This is a genomic window from Methylobacterium komagatae (assembly GCF_042661665.1).
GTDB classification, from domain to species: Bacteria; Pseudomonadota; Alphaproteobacteria; order Rhizobiales; family Beijerinckiaceae; genus Methylobacterium; species Methylobacterium komagatae.
Genome location: NZ_JBHSWN010000001.1, coordinates 1,398,418 through 1,415,969, shown reverse-complemented (window position 1 = coordinate 1,415,969; position 17,552 = coordinate 1,398,418). Strand labels below are relative to the sequence as shown.

Sequence of the window (17,552 nt, the reverse complement as noted above, 5' to 3'; positions counted from 1 at the left end):
ATGGCGGCAGGAATAGGCACTCCGGAGAACGGCGGCGGCGGCGGCGAACTCGTCCGGCTCGACGGGCCGCAGCGCGCCGCAGCGCTGCTGCTCATGCTCGGAGACGAGGAGGGCGCACCCATCTGGCAGGCCCTCGAAGAGGAGGAGGTCAAGAGGGTCTCCGCCGCGATGGTGCAGCTGGGCGCCCTCGAGGCGCAGACGGTCGAAAAGCTCATCATCGAGTTCGTCACGAAGCTCGGCAACAGCGGCGGCATCTCGTCGAACTTCGAGCGGACCGAGGCGCTGCTCCTCAAGATCTTCCCGAGCGATCAGGTCTCCCTGATCATGGCGGAGATCAAGGGTGCCTCGGGCAAGCGGGTCTGGGCCTCGATCGCCCAGGTCGATCCCGAGATCCTGGCTTCCTTCCTGCGCAACGAATACCCGCAGACCGTCGCGGTGGTGCTGTCGCGGGTGCGGGCGGATTACGCCGCCAAGGTGCTGACGATCCTGCCCGAGGAATTCGCCATTGATGTGCTGAACCGCATGCTGCGCATAGAGACGGTGCAGAAGGAGGCCCTGCGCCACATCGAGGAGACGCTGCGCGTCGAGTTCGTCTCGACCATCGCCCAGACCCAGCGGCGCGACGCCCACGAGATGATGGCCGACGTGTTCAACGCCTTCGACCGGCAGACGGAAGGCCGCTTCCTCGCCGCCCTCGATCAGGCGAACCGCGGCTCGGCCAAGCGCATCCGCGACCTGATGTTCACCTTCGAGGATCTGCTGAAGCTCGATCCGGCCAGCGTCCAGACCCTGCTGCGCAAGGTCGAGGCGGAAACCCTGGTCCGGGCCCTGAAGGGGGCCAACGAGCGCACGCGCGCCTTCTTCCTGGCTCAGATGTCGACCCGCGCCGCCAAGAACCTGACGGATGAGATGCAGGCTCTCGGCCCCGTGCGTCTCAAGGAGGTCGATGAGGCCCAGGCCAAGATGACCGAGACGGCCAAGGATCTCGCCGAGAAGGGCGAGATCATGATCGCCAAGAACAGCGCCGAGGAGGAGCTGGTCTATTGAGCCCCGCCCGCCGGACGACCCCCTTCCTGTTCGACACGGATTTCCGCCGCCCGCAGCCGAGCGCCGAGGCAGCGCGCGCTGCCGAGGACGCGGCCCAGGCCGAGCAGGCCGGATTCGCGCGCGGCGTGCAGGAAGGCCGCCTTCAAGCCGAGGCGCAGATGCAGGCGCGCCTCGCCGACGCGATGACGCGCCTCGCCCTCTCCGCCTCGGGACTGCTGGCCGCCTCGGACGCGCGGGACGCCGAACGCGAGGCGCAGGCCGTCGAACTCGCCATCATGATCGCCCGCAAGGTGGCGGGCGACGCCCTCGACGCGCAGCCGCTCGCCGGGATCGGCGAGGCCGCCCGCAGCGCGCTGCAACACCTGCGCGGGGTGCCCCATCTCGTGGTGCGCGTCCATGACAGCCTCGTGGAGGATGCCGAGGCGCTGGTGAAGCGCCTCGCCCGCGAGCGCGGCTACGAGGGCCGCCTCGTGGTGCTGGGCGATCCCGATACCCTGCCGGGCGATGCTCGGATTGAATGGGCCGATGGCGGCGTCGTGCGCGAGCGCGCCCGCATCGAAGCCGCCGTCGCCGAGGCCCTCGGCCTCGCGTCCCTCAGCTAGCGGGCCAGTGCCATGAGCGACGATTTCAACCTGCCCCAGCTCGGCGAGACCGACGCCAACTTCGCACCCGAATCGATCCGCGACGCACCGACCACGCCCAAGAGCGCCGCCGATCTCGAACAGCTGTTCGACGTGCCGGTGATGGTCTCGGCCGTTCTCGGCGCCGCGCGGATGCCGATCGGCGACCTGCTGCGGCTCGGCCCCGGCACGGTGCTGGAACTCGACCGCAAGGTCGGCGAAGCCATCGACGTCTACGTGAACAATCGCTTGGTCGCGCGCGGCGAGGTGGTCCTCGTCGAGGATCGGCTCGGCGTGACGATGACCGAGATCGTCAAGGGTGAATGAACCGGGGTGTCCAGAGGGCTGAGCCCTCTGGCGGGTGCAGGACAGCGCCCTGCGATCCCAGGGGCCTCGCCCCTGGACCCCCAAAGGGACTCGTCCCTTGGGACCCCCATTTTTGACCATGTGAGAGGACCGGGACCATGCGGCTGCTGATGATCGGGCGGCTCAACGGCGAGCTGATCACCGCGTCCAAGATCGCGATGTCGCGCGGCGCGTCCGTGACCCAGGCGGACGGCGTGCCCCAGGGCCTCACCGTCCTGCGGGCCAAGGGCGCCGACCTCGTGATGGTCGATGTCGGCCAGCCGATCGCGGGGCTGATCGGCGCACTGGAGGCCGAGCGGATCCGCACGCCGGTCGTCGCCTGCGGCGTCTCGGCCAATGCCGACGCGGCAGTCGCGGCGATCCGGGCGGGCGCGCGGGAATACATTCCCCTGCCGCCCGATCCGGAGATGATTGCGGCGGTGCTGGAGGCGGTGGCCGCCGACCGCAGCCCCTTCGTCTGGCGCGACCAGGCCATGGAGCGCGTGGTGCGCCTCGCCGAGCAGGTGGCCCGCGCGGAGGCCTCCGTGCTCATCACTGGCGAGAGCGGCACCGGCAAGGAGGTGCTCGCCCGCTACCTGCACGCCAAGTCGAACCGTTCGGCCAAGCCCTTCGTGTCGGTGAACTGCGCCGCGATCCCCGAGGCGCTGCTCGAATCGGAGCTGTTCGGCCACGAGAAGGGCGCCTTCACCGGCGCCGTCGCCCGGCGCATCGGCCGGTTCGAGGAGGCCAATGGCGGCACGCTGCTCCTCGACGAAATTTCCGAAATGGATGTGCGGTTGCAGGCCAAGCTGCTGCGCGCCCTCCAGGAGCGGGTGATCGACCGCGTCGGCGGCACGGCGCCGGTCAAGGTCGATATCCGCGTGCTCGCCACCTCGAACCGCAACCTCGCGGAGGAGGTCCGCAAAGGCACCTTCCGTGAGGATCTGCTCTACCGCTTGAACGTGGTGTCATTGCGCCTGCCGCCGCTCCGCGAGCGGCCCGGCGACATCCTCGAACTCGCGGCGCATTTCGCCCGCCGCTACGCCGAGTCCAACGGGCTGCCCGCCCGGCCGCTCTCGGCGCAGGCGCAATCGCTGATGCTGAAGAACCCATGGCGCGGCAACGTCCGCGAGTTGGAGAACACCCTCCACCGGGCCGTGCTGCTCGCCACCGGTGCCGAGATCGGCCCCGAGGCGCTGCTCACGCCCGATGGCGACATCCTCTCGCCGGAGGGCCCGGCGGCCCGCGCGGCCCAGGCCGCCGAGGCGGTGACGCGGGGTCTCGTCGGGCGCACCGTGGCCCAGGTCGAATGCGACCTGATCCTCGACACCCTCGACCATTGCCTCGGCAACCGCACCCATGCGGCCAAGATCCTCGGGATCTCGATCCGTACCCTACGCAACAAGCTCAACGAGTACGTCGCCGCCGGCCTCGATGTCGCCGAACCCGGCAGCGCCCGGGTGAGCGCGGCGATGGGTTGAGCGGCCGAGCCCGCCCCTCAGAAGTGGCTGAACGACCCCGCCGCGAAGACGTGGCGCGTGCCGTCGGCCAGGGCGAAGGCCGGAGGGCCTTCGCCTGCGGTGACGGTACCGATCGGGGTCACCGGAATGCCCGTCCCCGCAGCCGCCGCCACGAAGGCGTCGAGGGCGTCCTGCGGCACCGCGCAGAGGATCTCGTAATCGTCGCCCCCCGTCAGGATCGGCACGATCAGGCCGGGATCGGCGTCGAGCGCAGCGGCGGCCGCGGGCGAGAGCGGCACGGAGGGGACATCGATCAGGGCGCTGCGGCCCCCGCCAAGCATCTTGGCGAGATCCCCCGCGAGGCCATCGGACACATCCATCGCGGCCCGCGCGAAGCGGCGCAGGAGGGGTGCCAGCGACAGGCGCGGGCGCGGATGCAGGTAGCGGTCGGCGAGATGCGCGCGCATCGGCCCGTCGAGGATCGCGGCCCAGGCCGGGTCCCGCCGCAGGAGCAGGCCGAGGGCGCCATCGCCCACCGTGCCGCTGACGCAGAGCCGGTCACCGATGCGCGCTTCGGTCCGTCGCACGATCGTTCCCGAAGGCACGTCTCCGAAGGCGGTGACGCCGATCAGCGCCGGCCCCCGGAACGCACGGTATCACCCCCCAGCAGCGCGCAGCCCGACGCGGAGGCCGCCTCGCCGAGGCCCTGTGTGAAGGCGGCGAGCCACGCCTCGGTCCAGTCGTCGGGCAGGGCCAGGGTCAGCAGGAAGCCGCGCGGCACCGCACCTTTCGCGGCGATGTCTGACAGGTTCACCCCCAAGGCCTTGCGGGCGATGGAAGCGGGAGGATCGTCGGGAAAGTAATGGACGCCCGCCACCACCGCATCCGCCGTGAGGACGAGGTCATGGCCCGGCGAGGGTGTGAAGGTGGCGGCGTCGTCGCGCATCCCGTCCGCGCCGGGACCGGCGAGGGGGGCGAAGTAGCGGGCGATCAGCCCGTCCTCGGTCGGGCGCGGCGCCCCGCCCGTCACCCTCAGCCCCGCTTCGGGCCGGGCTTGCCGGTCTCCGCGCGCTCGGCCACCTCGGCCGGGCGGACTTGGCGGGCGAGGCGGTCGAGCACCGCGTTCACGAGGCCAGGTTCGTCGGCACTGTAGAAGCTGTGCGTGACGTCGACATATTGCGAGATCGCCGCCCGTGCGGGCACGTCCGGGCGGAACATCAGCTCATAGGCGCCCGCGCGCAGGATCGCCCGGAGCACGGTCTCGATCCGCCGCAGCGGCCAGCCTTCGCTCAGCGCGTTGTCGAGTTGCGGGTCGATGGCGCGCTGCTCGTCCACCACGCCGCGCAGCAGGTCGCGGAAGAAGGCCGGCTCGGCGGGAGGATGGGCGATCCCATCGATCTCTCGGCCGATCCAGTGGGCCTCGAACTCGGCCAGCGCGTCGAGGACGCCCTTGCCGGAAATGTCCATGTCGTAGAGCGCCTGCACCACGGCGAGCCGGGCGCCGCTGCGCGGGTTAATCGCGGGGGATTTTTCCTCCGGCGCGATCTGACCGGCCTGGGTGGTCTGGCCGTCGGCCATGCGGTTCTCCGTCATCGCGTCGCCGCCCGCTTGATCGCCAGCACCGCGAGGGCCGCCTCGGCCGCGCCGCCGCCCTTGTCCATCTCGGAGACGCGGGCGCGGGCCCAGGCCTGCTCCTCGTTCTCTACGGTGAGGATGCCGTTGCCGAGCGGGATGTGACGCTCCACCGACAGGTCCATCAGGGCGCGGGCGCTCTCCCCCGCAACGATGTCGTAATGCCCGGTCTCGCCACGGATCACGCAGCCCAGCGTCACCACGGCGTCGTAAGCGCCGGTCTCGAACAGGATCGCCACGGCGGCGGGGATCTCGAGCGCGCCCGGCACGGTGACCACCTCGGCAACCGCATCGGCCGCCTCGATGGCGCCGCGGGCGCCCTTCAGCAACTCGTCGGCGAGGCCGTCGTAGTAGCGGGCCTCGACGACGAGGATACGGGCTCCCGCGACGCTCGGGTCGGCAGGGCGGCGCGCCGCATCGGCGCGAGATTGGGCGACCATGGCTCTCGTCCGGCCGGAGGGAAAAGGATGGCGGGGGTTAGACCGAAGCGGGCGCCGCCACAAGCGGGGCCATGTGCCAAAGTCATGGTTTACGGCGTGAGAGGGGCCAGCGGCCGCGCCGCTCCCTCCGGCAGGGCCGTGCGGGCGACGTTCATCGTCATGGCCAGGAGCGCGTAGTAGCCGTTGATGCCGGTGAGATCGATCGCACCCTGCTCACTGAAACGGGCAACCACGGCCGCGTAGGTCGGGTCGCTCACCGCCTTGAAGCGCTGAAGCTCCATCGAGAAATCGTAGGCGAGCGTCTCGTCTTCGCTCATCGTGGCCGGGCGGCGGCCCTCGGCCAGGGCTTGCGCGGTCTCGGGTGCGACGCCTGCCTTCAGGGCGATGGGATGGTGGATGTGCCACTCCACCTGCTGGCTCCATTCACGCGCGACGATCAGGATCGTGAACTCGCTGATCCGCAGGGGCAGCACGCTGTTGTAGCGGAGGTAGAGCCCCATCCGGCTCGCGCACTGCATCATGTCCGGGCTGCGCAGCAGCGGCGTGAACGGCCCGAAGACCGGCACGCCGCGCTCGGCCAGGAAAGTCTCGGCGGCGACCTTCTGAGCGTCGGTGAGGGCTTCGGCCGGAAGTTCCGGCATGCGGTCGGTCATCGATGAAGCCTCGGCCATAGTCCGTCCTCTCGTCGTCCGTGCGAAAGCAGCGAAGCAATCCAGGTGCCCCCCCTCTGGATGTCGCCCGCTGCCGTAGGTCGCCTCGCTGCGCTCGTGATGACGGCGCGTGTGAAGGACGCGTCTCAGAAATGCCGTGCCAGCACCGCGCGCACCTGGGCCACCATGTCCATCTCCGCGCAGGAGAACTGCGCCGGGCGGGCAGCCTTCCATTCGGCGTTGCTGGCGATGCCCTCGGCGGCACGGGCGCCCTCGATCAGGTCCTTGATCTGGACTTCGCCCGCCAGACGCTCGTTCGAGCCCTGGATGATCGCCACAGGAGCCTTGCGGCGGTCGGCGTACTTCATCTGCGCCTTCATGCCGGCGGTGCCGAGATAGAGCTCGGCCTTGATGCCATCCACCCGCAGGGCCGCGACGAGGCGCTGGTAATCGGCCATGTTCTCCCGGTCGAGGACGAGGACCACCACGGGGCCAGGCGCCTCGGCGCCCTTGAGCAGCGGGCTCTTCACGAGCTGGAGGGCCGAGAACAGCCGCGACACGCCGATGGAGAAGCCGGTCGCCGGAACGGGCTCCGCGCGGAACCGTCCAACGAGCCCGTCATAGCGCCCGCCGCCCGCCACCGAGCCGAAGCGCACCACCTGCCCATCCTCGTTGGTGACGGGGAAGGTCGAGCTCGGCCTCGTAGACCGGGCCGGTATAGTATTCGAGGCCGCGCACGACGCTCGGATCGGCGCGGATCACGTCGTGGCCATAGCCCGCCGCACCGCAGAGGCGCATCATCGCGTGCAACTCGGCGATGCCCTCGCGTCCGGTCTCGGAATCGCCGACCGCCGCGTGCCAGCCCTCGAAGAACTTCTCCCAGAAGGCCACCCGGTCGGCACCTTCACCCGGATCGGCCTGGAGCGACACGTAGGCCAGGATGCGCTCGGCCGCCTCCGGCGTGAGGCCCGCGCCCTTGGTGTAGTCGCCGCTCTCGTCCTTGCGGCCTGCACCAAGCAGGTCGCGCACGCCGTCGACGCCGAGGCGGTCCAGCTTGTCGATGGCGCGCAGGACGGTGAGACGCTGGGCAGCCTTGTCCGGCCCGGCGAGGCCCGCGGCCTCCATCACGCCGTCGAGCACCTTACGGTTGTTGACCTTCACCACGAACTGCCCGGCGAGGCCGAGACGGTTCAAGGTATCGGCCATCAGCATGCAGATCTCGGCATCGCCCGCCACCGTCGGCGCGCCGACGATATCGGCGTCGAACTGCATGAACTGGCGGAAGCGGCCGGGCCCCGGCTTCTCATTGCGGAAGACGTAGCCGTTGCGGAAGCTGCGATAGGGCTTGGGCAGCGAATCGAAATTCTCGGCCACGAAGCGCGCCAGCGGCGCGGTCAGGTCGTAGCGGAGCGACAGCCACGCCTCGTCATCGTCCTGGAACGAGAAGACGCCTGCATTCGGCCGGTCGAGATCGGGCAGGAACTTGCCGAGCGCCTCCGTGTACTCGACGAAGGGCGTTTCCAGCGCCTCGAAGCCGTAGAGTTCGAAGCTGGTGCGGATCGTCTCCAGCATCCGCGCCTGCGCGGCGATCTCGCCCGCGCGCCGGTCGACGAAGCCCCGCGGCAGGCGGGGCTTGAGGGTGTCGGCCCTGCTCTCGGCCTTGGACATGGCTGTGATCGTTCGCTTCCTGCGGCGCCGCGGAGGCGCCTCTCGCGCCGGGCTCTAGCGCAGGCGGTCGGGAAGCGGCAAGCGCCGCGGCTCAGTAGGGGGCGTTGAGCTGGATCCACATCACCACGGCGAGGCTGATCACCGCGATCGGCATCTGGATCGGCCGCAGGCGGGCATGGGCCAGGGGCACGGCACCGCTGCGTGCCTCCAGCGGGTCGAGCACCGCAACCAGCGTATAACCGAGGATCAGCATGGACAGGCCGAACACGATCTTGCCGGTCACCACCGTGATCAGGCTGCCGAGGCCGAGCCCGTAAAGCACGAGCATCGTCACCATCTGCGACAGGCGCGGACCGCCCTCGGTGCGGAAGCTGACGCCCCGGTGGACGCCCGCCAGGAAGCACAGGATCGAGGCCGAGTAGAGAAGGGTGACGAGGATCACGAGATAGTCGAGGGGTTGCCCCTGGAGATACCACGCCGCAGCCGCGCCCACGGCGATCGGCACCATCGGGCCGAAGCCGAACACGAGATCGAGCCAGGGAATCCGGCGTGGCTCGTGGGCGACGATCGTACGGCCGGTGGTGTCTTCGAGCATCGGAACGCGTCTTTCCAGTTCCCGCCCCACTGCGGTGGCGGGCCGCGCGGTGACTTCGCTGCGGCGCGGTGAACGGGAGGGGGAACGGGCCGGCGCCGGGCCGGTTCCGAATCCCCACGCCGCCCATCTCTCCTCGCGATCGCGCGCGATGTCCAATAGGCCCTTGAGCCCCTGCGCGAAACGGGCTATGCAGGCTCTGCCCTCCTCACAAGGTCTGCGCCGCAGCGCGCCCGTGAGCCCGCAGGGTCCTGCCAAGACGGTTCGCCAAAGTCGATGTACGGGCTACACGCCGCGGTGCGGCCCGCCCTCCGGCGCCCCTCCCCGGGCGTTTGGCGCGAAACCGACCTCCCTGTCCCGTCCCTTCGTCGGTCCAAGACATTCCATGACGCCAGACTCCGACGCCCTGACCGATCTCGAGACCGTTGAACCGGCCGAGACCACTGTCGCAGCCCTCGCCGGCATGCGCGAAGTGAAGCTCTCCGAGCTCGAAGGCCAAGACGCCGACCGAACTCACCGCCTTCGCCGAAGAGGTCGAGGTCGAGAACGCCTCGACCATGCGCAAGCAGGAGTTGATGTTCGCCATCCTGAAGCAGCTCGCTTCCAAGGATGTCGAGATCATCGGCGCCGGCACGGTCGAGGTGCTGCAGGACGGCTTCGGCTTCCTGCGCTCCAGCGATTCGAACTACCTGCCGGGGCCGGACGACATCTACATCTCGCCGACCCAGATCCGCCGCTTCGGCCTGCGGACCGGCGACACCGTTGAGGGGCCGATTCGCGGACCCAAGGACGGCGAGCGCTACTTCGCGTTGCTCAAGGTCAACACGATCAATTTCGAGAACCCTGAGAAGATCAAGCACAAGGTCCATTTCGACAACCTGACGCCGCTCTTCCCCACGAAGCGGTTCAAGCTCGAACTGGACAACCCGATCAAGAAGGACTTCTCGCCCCGCATCATCGACATCGTGGCCCCGATCGGTAAGGGCCAGCGCGCCCTGATCGTGGCGCCGCCGCGCACGGGTAAGACCGTGCTGATGCAGAACATCGCGCAGTCGATCACCCTCAACCACCCCGAGTGCTACCTCATCGTGCTGCTCATCGACGAGCGCCCGGAGGAAGTGACCGACATGCAGCGCTCGGTGAAGGGCGAGGTCATCGCCTCCACCTTCGACGAGCCGGCGACCCGCCACGTGCAGGTCGCGGAGATGGTGATCGAGAAGGCCAAGCGCCTCGTGGAGCATGGCCGCGACGTGGTCATCCTGCTGGATTCGATCACCCGGCTCGGCCGCGCCTACAACACGGTGGTGCCGTCCTCCGGCAAGGTGCTGACCGGCGGTGTCGATGCCAACGCTCTGCAGCGGCCAAAGCGGTTCTTCGGCGCGGCCCGCAACATCGAGGAAGGCGGGTCGTTGTCGATCATCGCCACCGCGCTGATCGACACCGGTTCGCGCATGGACGAGGTGATCTTTGAAGAGTTCAAGGGCACCGGCAACTCCGAAATCATCCTCGACCGTAAAGTTTCCGACAAGAGAATCTTCCCCGCGATCGATATCACCCGGTCGGGCACACGGAAGGAAGAACTTCTCGTTCCGCCGGATTCTCTCAAGAAGACTTACGTGCTTCGTCGCATCCTCAACCCGATGGGCGTGACCGACGCGATCGAATTCTTGCTGGATAAGCTGCGGCAGACTAAAACGAACACTGATTTCTTCGATTCCATGAACACGTAGAATTGTGGAAAGACGCGTTAATCATGCCTTGCCTCGCACCCAGGACTCCCTAGATACTCGCCCTGGGTTACGTTCCGAGGAAGTGATTGATGACGGCTTGGTCAGGCCGCGAGGCGACGTCGTCGACGGTGCCCGAGGCTTCGGGCATCACGCAGGCCATGGGCAGCCAAGCTGTCGGGCTGTGGCAGGTTGATGCGAGCAAGTCGGTCGTGTCGCTCGACGCCCATGCCGCCGCAATGTTGCAGATGGTGGGGTACATCCCCGAGCATCCCATCGACTTCGATGAGGCGCTGAATCATGTGCAGGATGAAGACCGTACTCTGATCCGCGAGATCCATCTTGATCTGACGCGGAGCGGTGGTCCGTTCCTGTGCGAGTTCCGCGTCTTCGATGAAAAGGGCGATGTCGAGCTGGATTCAGTGCCGCGGCCAATATGCACTGGGCACAGGTGGCGCGATGACCGGGCGGGGCGTCCTCATCGACGTCACGAACATCCATGCGTGGTCCGGCCCGATTCCGAGCCAGGCGGCCCCCCTTACGAGGCGTCATCCGCCCGTGGCTGCGGCCACCGAGCCGAACGATCCGCTGGCGGAAGCGGCCGACTTGGCCGTAGAGCTTCGCAAATCGTTGGGCCGCACCGGCCACGGCGCGCTCCGCCTCGCAGCCGATTTGCTCCTGTGGGAGATCAACACGGCTATCGCCGAGCGTCACGTGATCAGCGACAAGCCGGTTCCGGGTCTTTCGCGGCGCGCGCGTTGACCTTCGGCTAACCGTTTCCTGCCATGGTGTCCGCAGGGGCCAGGTAGCGTATCGGCCCCAGCGACAGCCCCGCCGCGGTTCGAATCCGTCGGTGGGGCGGGTCGCACAGGCTTTCGCCTCCTTCGCACTACCCTTGCACCGGCCGGACGATCCGTGACACTGGGGCGATGACCTCCCCTTGGCTCGGCCCGGCGCCGCTCCTCCTCGCCTCGACCAGCGCCACGCGGCGGCTTCTCCTCGAAAGCGCGGCCTTACCCGTCGAGACCGAATCGCCCGGTGTCGACGAGCGCGAGATCGAAGCGGCGGCAGGGTCCCTTTCACCAGTAGAATTGGCAGGCGCCCTCGCCCGCGCCAAGGCCGAGGCCGTCGCCGCCCGCCATCCCGGCCGGGTGGTGATCGGCGCCGATCAGGTGCTCGCCCTCGACGGCACGGTCTTCCACAAGCCCACCGATCTCGGGGCCGCGCGCGATCACCTCGCCCGGCTCGCCGGTCGGACCCACGCTTTGCATTCCGCCGTTGCCCTGGTCAGAGACGGATCGACGGATCTCTTCGTGGAGACGGCGCAGCTGACGATGCGCCCCCTCGCAAAGGAGGGGATCGCGGCCTACCTCGCCTGTGCCGGCGAGGCACGCGTGCGCGCGAGCGTCGGTGGGTACCAGTTGGAAGGGCCGGGCATTCACCTGTTCGAGACTGTCGAGGGCGATCACAGCACGGTGCTCGGCCTGCCGCTCCTGCCACTGCTGGCCCGGCTGCGGGCCGCCGGTCTCCTCAGGTTCTAGCGTAAGGGTTTGCCCGTGGCCGGACACGACCATTCCCATGGAAGCCACGGCCACAGCCACGGCAGCCATTCCCATGCGGGGCATGGCGGCGGCCATTCCCACGCGCCGAAGCATTTCGGCACGGCCTTCGCGATCGGCATCGCGCTGAATACGGTCTTCGTGGTGGTGGAGGCGGGCTACGGCTACGCCGCCAACGCCATGTCGCTCGTGGCCGATGCCGGGCACAATCTGTCGGACGTGCTCGGTCTGCTGGCCGCCTGGATCGCCTCGGTGCTGGTGCGCCGCCAGCGGACGGCGCGCTTCACCTATGGAATGCGGGGCTCCTCGATCCTGGCAGCCCTGTTCAACGCGGTGTTCCTGCTGATCGCCATGGGCGCGGTGATCTGGGAGGCCATCCTGCGTCTCAGCAATCCGGAGCCGGTGGCGGGGGTGACGGTGATGGTGGTCGCCGCCATCGGCATCCTCGTGAACGGACTGACCGCGTGGCTGTTCGTCAGCGGTGCCAAGGACGACATCAACATTCGCGGCGCCTTCCTGCACATGGCGGCGGACGCGGCGGTGTCGGCGGGCGTCGTGGTGGCGGGCCTCGTCATCTGGGCGACGGGTCTCGCCTGGATCGACCCGGCGGTGAGCCTCGCAGTGGCGGGGCTCGTCGTCTGGGCGACGTGGGGCCTGTTGCGCGACAGCGTGGCCATGTCCCTCGACGCGGTGCCGCCCCAGATCTCGCCCGATGCGGTCGAGGGCTTCCTGCGCGAGAGGCCGGGCGTCGCCGACCTGCACGACCTTCATATCTGGCCGATGAGCACGACGAGCGTGGCACTGACCGCCCATCTGGTGATGGCGCAGGGCCACCCGGGCAACGGCTTCCTCGTGGAGACCTGCGAGGGTCTGCGCGAGCGGTTCGGCATCGGCCACGCCACCCTGCAGATCGAGGAGGCGGGCGGCCCCGATTGCCGCCTTGCCGGAGCTTGCGCCGCATGATCAAAGCCTTCGTCGCCGGGCATCCCATTGCCCATTCGCGCTCCCCGCTGATTCACGGGCATTGGCTCGCCGAGCACGGCATCGCCGGCTCCTACGAGCGCATCGACGTGGCGCCCTCCGATTTCCCGGCCTTCCTGCGCGGGCTCCGTGAATCGGGCTTCCGGGGTGGGAACGTCACCATCCCGCACAAGGAGGCGGCCTTCGCGCTGGCCGACACGCTGACGCCCCGTGCCGAAAAGATCGGCGCGGTGAACACCCTGATCGTGGCAGAGGACGGGCGCGTCCACGGCGACAACACCGATGCGCCGGGCTTCTGCGCCCATCTCGACCACAGCCTTGGGGCGGAATGGCCGGGGCGGGGCGAGGCGGTGATCCTCGGCGCGGGCGGCGCCGCGCGGGCCATCGTGGTCGGGCTGGCGGAGCGTGGCGTGGCCCGCATCCGCGTGGCGAACCGCACGCCTGAGCGGGCTGCGGCCGTCGCCGCCCTGGCGCCAGGCGTGGCAGAGCCGCTGGCCTGGGACGACCTGTCCTCCGCCCTGGAAGGAGCAGGGCTTGTGGTGAACACCACCTCGCTCGGCATGAAGGGCCAGCCGCCCCTCGCCCTCGACCTCGCCCCCCTCCCGGCAGGGGCGGCGGTCGCGGACATCGTCTACGCGCCCCTGGAAACGGATCTCCTCGCTGCCGCCCGGCGACGGGGTCTCGCTGCGGTCGATGGGCTCGGCATGCTGCTGCATCAGGCGGTCCCAGGCTTTGCCGCATGGTTCGGAGTGCGCCCGGAGGTGACGGCGGCCCTGCGCGACCGGATCGTCGCGGATCTCGCGACATGAGCGCCGGGCGCGGCAGGCCCTTCGTGCTCGGGCTCACCGGCTCGATCGGCATGGGCAAATCCGCCACCGCCGCGATGTTCGCCAAGCTTGGCGTCCCGGTGCACGATGCGGATGCAGCGGTGCACGCCCTCTACGGGCCCGGCGGCGCGGCGGCCGAGGCCATCGGCCGGGAATTCCCCGGCGTGCTCGACGCGGCGGGTGGGGTCGATCGGGCGGCCCTGCGGGCGGCGGTGCTGGGCGACCCCGCCCGGCTCGCCCGGCTCGAAGCCCTCGTCCATCCCCTGGTGCGGGCCGAGGCCGATGCCTTCCTCGCCCGCCATGCCGAGGCGCCGCTCGCCCTCCTCGACATCCCGCTCCTCTACGAGACCGGGGGCGAGGCGCGCTGCGACGCGGTGGCCGTGGTGAGCGCCCCGGCCGAAATCCAGCGCGAGCGTGTCCTCGCCCGGCCCGGCATGACCGAAGCGACCTTCGCGGCGATCCTCGCCAAGCAGATGCCCGATGCCGAGAAGCGGGCGCGGGCGGATTACGTCATCGACACCGGAGGCGGCTTCGCGACCGCCGAGGCCGAGGTGTCCCGCATCGTCGCGACGCTGACGGGCGCCTGAGAGCCTGACGGAGACACCGGTTTTCCAACCCTCGCCCTCATCCTGAGGTCAGTGATCGGGCCGAGCTCTGTCGTACGGCGTCCGACTACATCGCCGAGATCAAACCGCAAGTTGTCGGCCGTCGCAACTGCGAAGAACATACCGGCCAAATCTGAGTTTTATTTCGCAACGCAGCATTCATCCGCCGCGACGAAGGCCACGTTTGCGCTCTGCGGCGAAGTTTGGCAATCAATGCATGGTTCTGGGAAGGAAAGCCCGAATCCGAGCGTCACGTCCCGCGGCCAAAAGGCCGAGCTCGCCAACGACAAGCCCCAGCCAGGCATCATAACAAAGGACGGTCGAATGCTTCCCTTGATTTTGATCATCGTAGGCGGGCTCTGTGCCATCGCCTACGGCATCGTCACGATCACCGACGTGATGAAACGTGACGCGGGGACCCAGCGCATGCAGGAGATCGCGGGGGCGATCGCCGAGGGCGCGCAGGCCTATCTGAAGCGGCAATACCTCACCATCGGCGTCGTCGGGATCGTGCTGTTCGTGGCGCTCGCCGCGTTCCTCGGGCTCAAGGTCGCGTTCGGCTTCCTGATCGGAGCGGTGCTGTCGGGAGCGGCGGGCTTCATCGGCATGAACGTCTCGGTGCGCGCCAACGTGCGCACGGCGCAGGCTTCGTCCTTCTCGCTCGGCGCGGGCCTCGACGTGGCGTTCAAGTCCGGCGCGGTGACGGGGATGCTGGTGGCGGGCCTCGCGCTGCTGGGCGTCGCCCTCTACTACCTCGTCCTCACCCGTGGCGCCGGGCTCGATCCGTCGAGCCGCGAGGTGATCGACGCGCTGGTGGCACTCGGCTTCGGCGCTTCGCTGATCTCGATCTTCGCCCGCCTCGGCGGCGGTATCTTCACCAAGGGCGCGGATGTCGGCGGCGATCTCGTCGGCAAGGTCGAGGCGGGAATCCCGGAGGATGATCCGCGCAACCCCGCCACCATCGCGGACAACGTCGGCGACAACGTGGGCGACTGCGCGGGCATGGCCGCCGACCTGTTCGAGACCTACGCCGTGACGGTCGTCGCCACCATGGTTCTGGCGGCGATCTTCTTCTCCGGCCCCACCGGCAGCGGCCGGGCGGTGCTGGAGCCGATGATGCTCTACCCGCTGGCCATCGGAGCGGCCTGCATCGTCACTTCGATTGCAGGCACCTTCGCGGTGCGGCTCTCGGCCAACCAGTCGATCATGGGCGCCCTGTACAAGGGGCTCATCGCGGCGGGCGTGCTGTCCATCGTCGCCATCGCCGCCGTGACCTACACGCTGCTCGGCGGGTTCTCGACCTCGTTCACCACCTCGACCGGTCTCACCTTCACGGCGGGTGGGCTGTTCGGCTGCGCGGTGATCGGGCTGGCCATCACGGCGCTGATCGTGGTCATCACCGAATACTACACCGGCACGAACTTCCGGCCGGTGAAGTCCATCGCGGACTCCTCGGTGACCGGCCACGGCACCAACGTGATCCAGGGTCTGGCGATCTCGCTAGAATCCACCGCGCTGCCGGCCATCGTGATCGTGGCGGGCATCATCGGCACCTACGCCCTGGCGGGCCTATTCGGCATCGCCATCGCGGTCACCGCCATGCTGGCGCTGGCAGGCTTCATCGTGGCGCTCGATGCCTTCGGGCCGGTGACGGACAATGCGGGCGGCATCGCTGAAATGGCGGGCTTGCCCCCGGATGTGCGCAAGTCCACCGATGCGCTGGACGCGGTTGGCAACACCACCAAGGCGGTGACGAAGGGCTATGCCATCGGCTCGGCGGGCCTGGGCGCCCTGGTGCTGTTCGCGGCCTACACGTCGGACCTGCACTACTTCACGGCCAATGCGAGCCCGACGCAGTACCGCTTCTACCAGGGGGTGAACGTCGATTTCTCGCTCTCGAACCCCTATGTGGTGGTGGGCCTGCTTCTCGGCGGCCTGATCCCCTACCTGTTCGGCGGCATCGCCATGACCGCCGTGGGCCGCGCCGCCGCGGCCGTGGTGGAGGAGGTGCGCCGCCAGTTCCGCGAGAAGCCCGGTATCATGCAGGGGATCGACCGGCCCGATTACGGCCGGGCGGTCGACATGCTGACCCGGGCCGCGATCAAGGAGATGATCATCCCCTCGCTCCTTCCGGTGCTGTCGCCGATCGTGCTGTTCTTCGTGATCCAGCCGATCGCGGGCAAATCCCAAGCCTTCGCGACGGTCGGCGCGATGCTGCTCGGCGTGATCATCACGGGGCTCTACGTCGCGATCTCGATGACCTCCGGCGGCGGCGCCTGGGACAACGCCAAGAAGTACATCGAGGACGGCCATCACGGCGGAAAGGGCTCGGAGGCCCATAAGGCCGCCGTGACCGGCGACACGGTCGGCGACCCCTACAAGGACACCGCCGGCCCGGCCGTGAACCCGGCCATCAAGATCACCAACATCATCGCCCTGCTGCTCCTGGCGGTGCTGGCGCACGCGTGACCATGACAGCCCGGCGCGGGTTCCGCGCCGGGCGTCGTTCAATCACCGCCGTCATCGCGAGCAAAGCGAAGCGAAGACGGGGTTCGCACAGGGCAGGTGCTTTCACCCCGACAGCATCGCCAGCGAAGCCTTTGCCAAGCGCTCCAACGACTCCCGCGAGGCACCGTCACGCGCCTGGGCCGACATGCCCTGCAGAACGGCCGCAAAGGCTGCGGCCAAGGCCTCGATATCCGCGTCGGGTGGCAGATCCCCGGAGGCGCGGGCTTGGGCGAGCCTCGTCAGGAACGAGGTTCTGCTCGCCTCCCGGAGCATGCGGAGGGCGTCGCGGACCTCCTCGGAATCCAACGAGACGCTCCCGGAATTCTGCACGACGAGGCAACCGCACGGCACGTCGCGTGAGGACAGGATCGCCGCCGCCTCGAAGAAGAAGCGCTCCATTCCCCGCCGCAGGTCAGCCTCTTCGTCGAGCGCCTTCCACGGGGCGGCCCAGTACGTGTCCTCATAATGGCGCAGAGCTTCGAGGAAGAGCGCATCCTTGTTGCCGAAGGCGGCGTAGAGGCTCGGCGGGTTGATCCCCATCGCCGCACAGAGTTCCGCCACGGTCGCCGGGCCGTAGCCACGCGTCCAGAAGACCTCCAGCGCCTTCTGCAAGGCCTGATCCCGGTCGAACCCCCGTGGGCGCCCCTTCCCCCTGATCGGCGTGATCGTGCTCATCTCCTCCCCACGTGTCGTGCCGCACATCCTGCGGCCAGGATCGCTCCGCCGCCTTGACGCAATGTAGCGACCATTACAGATATAAGATCCGTAGCGGCCGCTACAATAATCGATTCCCGGCGAGACGGCGAGCCATTCCCTCCAGAGGGTGCGCCCATGTGCCCTTTGCCCTGGCGCATACCGGGCCACGCGCCATCTCGCCTCCCGAGCGACTTC

16 protein-coding genes and 3 pseudogenes are annotated in these 17,552 nt (G+C 68.8%); 11 read left to right on the top strand and 8 right to left on the bottom strand.

Translation table 11 applies throughout. The features are described 5' to 3' along the window. The 4 genes from ACFQE0_RS06845 (at position 1) to flbD (ending at position 3,493) form a co-directional block, all read left to right on the top strand. On the top strand, positions 1-1,047 hold the full coding sequence (locus ACFQE0_RS06845) for a flagellar motor switch protein FliG (RefSeq protein ID WP_378968269.1): 1,047 nt from the start codon (positions 1-3) through the stop codon (positions 1,045-1,047). Then, positions 1,044-1,649 carry a FliH/SctL family protein gene (locus tag ACFQE0_RS06840; protein WP_378968267.1) on the top strand — a complete coding sequence of 202 codons (606 nt, stop codon included), beginning with the start codon at positions 1,044-1,046 and terminating at the stop codon, positions 1,647-1,649. Before ACFQE0_RS06845 ends, ACFQE0_RS06840 begins: the two co-directional genes overlap by 4 nt. 12 nt (positions 1,650-1,661) lie before the next feature. Then, on the top strand, positions 1,662-1,994 hold the full coding sequence (gene fliN / locus ACFQE0_RS06835; RefSeq protein WP_378968265.1) for a flagellar motor switch protein FliN: 333 nt from the start codon (positions 1,662-1,664) through the stop codon (positions 1,992-1,994). 137 nt (positions 1,995-2,131) lie between these two features. Then, positions 2,132-3,493, top strand: coding sequence for a sigma-54-dependent transcriptional regulator FlbD (gene flbD / locus ACFQE0_RS06830; protein WP_378968263.1), 1,362 nt, complete (start codon positions 2,132-2,134; stop codon positions 3,491-3,493). 17 nt (positions 3,494-3,510) lie between these two features. Here flbD and thiL read toward each other — a convergent pair. The 6 genes and pseudogenes from thiL to ACFQE0_RS06800 form a co-directional block, all read right to left on the bottom strand. Further along, positions 3,511-4,508 (bottom strand): annotated as a pseudogene (thiL, locus tag ACFQE0_RS06825) (thiamine-phosphate kinase). Next, positions 4,505-4,939 carry a transcription antitermination factor NusB gene (gene nusB / locus ACFQE0_RS06820; protein WP_378975333.1) on the bottom strand — a complete coding sequence of 145 codons (435 nt, stop codon included), beginning with the start codon at positions 4,937-4,939 and terminating at the stop codon, positions 4,505-4,507. Before nusB ends, thiL begins: the two are co-directional and overlap by 4 nt. A gap of 122 nt (positions 4,940-5,061) precedes the next feature. Further along, positions 5,062-5,544: a 6,7-dimethyl-8-ribityllumazine synthase gene (gene ribH / locus ACFQE0_RS06815; RefSeq protein WP_378968261.1), complete on the bottom strand. Its 483-nt coding sequence runs from the start codon at positions 5,542-5,544 to the stop codon at positions 5,062-5,064. A gap of 89 nt (positions 5,545-5,633) precedes the next feature. Then, positions 5,634-6,215: a carboxymuconolactone decarboxylase family protein gene (locus ACFQE0_RS06810; protein WP_378968259.1), complete on the bottom strand. Its 582-nt coding sequence runs from the start codon at positions 6,213-6,215 to the stop codon at positions 5,634-5,636. Between the two features lie 125 nt (positions 6,216-6,340). Then, positions 6,341-7,862 (bottom strand): annotated as a pseudogene (gene hisS / locus ACFQE0_RS06805) (histidine--tRNA ligase). Between the two features lie 91 nt (positions 7,863-7,953). Continuing rightward, entirely contained in the window at positions 7,954-8,457 is a 504-nt protein-coding gene (locus ACFQE0_RS06800) for a DUF3429 domain-containing protein (protein ID WP_378968257.1), read from the bottom strand. Between the two features lie 382 nt (positions 8,458-8,839). On the opposite strand from ACFQE0_RS06800, the pseudogene rho reads away from it, so the two are divergent. Next, positions 8,840-10,184 (top strand): annotated as a pseudogene (gene rho / locus ACFQE0_RS06795) (transcription termination factor Rho). 101 nt (positions 10,185-10,285) lie between these two features. Here the strand turns inward: rho and ACFQE0_RS06790 are convergent. Then, positions 10,286-10,522: a hypothetical protein gene (locus tag ACFQE0_RS06790; protein WP_378968255.1), complete on the bottom strand. Its 237-nt coding sequence runs from the start codon at positions 10,520-10,522 to the stop codon at positions 10,286-10,288. A 118-nt stretch (positions 10,523-10,640) separates the two neighbouring features. On the opposite strand from ACFQE0_RS06790, the gene ACFQE0_RS06785 reads away from it, so the two are divergent. The 6 genes from ACFQE0_RS06785 to ACFQE0_RS06760 all read left to right on the top strand — a co-directional run bounded on the left by ACFQE0_RS06785 (position 10,641) and on the right by ACFQE0_RS06760 (position 16,622). After that, complete coding sequence (locus tag ACFQE0_RS06785; protein ID WP_378968253.1) at positions 10,641-10,943, top strand: hypothetical protein; 303 nt, start codon at positions 10,641-10,643, stop codon at positions 10,941-10,943. A gap of 167 nt (positions 10,944-11,110) precedes the next feature. Continuing rightward, on the top strand, positions 11,111-11,722 hold the full coding sequence (locus ACFQE0_RS06780) for a Maf family protein (RefSeq protein ID WP_378968251.1): 612 nt from the start codon (positions 11,111-11,113) through the stop codon (positions 11,720-11,722). 15 nt (positions 11,723-11,737) lie between these two features. Further along, complete coding sequence (locus ACFQE0_RS06775; RefSeq protein ID WP_378968249.1) at positions 11,738-12,703, top strand: cation diffusion facilitator family transporter; 966 nt, start codon at positions 11,738-11,740, stop codon at positions 12,701-12,703. After that, entirely contained in the window at positions 12,700-13,530 is an 831-nt protein-coding gene (locus tag ACFQE0_RS06770) for a shikimate dehydrogenase (RefSeq protein ID WP_378968247.1), read from the top strand. Before ACFQE0_RS06775 ends, ACFQE0_RS06770 begins: the two co-directional genes overlap by 4 nt. Continuing rightward, positions 13,527-14,135 carry a dephospho-CoA kinase gene (coaE, locus tag ACFQE0_RS06765; protein WP_378968245.1) on the top strand — a complete coding sequence of 203 codons (609 nt, stop codon included), beginning with the start codon at positions 13,527-13,529 and terminating at the stop codon, positions 14,133-14,135. Before ACFQE0_RS06770 ends, coaE begins: the two co-directional genes overlap by 4 nt. Positions 14,136-14,477: 342 nt before the next feature. Further along, complete coding sequence (locus ACFQE0_RS06760; RefSeq protein ID WP_378968243.1) at positions 14,478-16,622, top strand: sodium-translocating pyrophosphatase; 2,145 nt, start codon at positions 14,478-14,480, stop codon at positions 16,620-16,622. A 102-nt stretch (positions 16,623-16,724) separates the two neighbouring features. Here the strand turns inward: ACFQE0_RS06760 and ACFQE0_RS06755 are convergent, their stop codons facing one another. Then, positions 16,725-17,336: a TetR/AcrR family transcriptional regulator gene (locus ACFQE0_RS06755; protein WP_378968241.1), complete on the bottom strand. Its 612-nt coding sequence runs from the start codon at positions 17,334-17,336 to the stop codon at positions 16,725-16,727. Positions 17,337-17,552 lie beyond the last annotated feature (216 nt).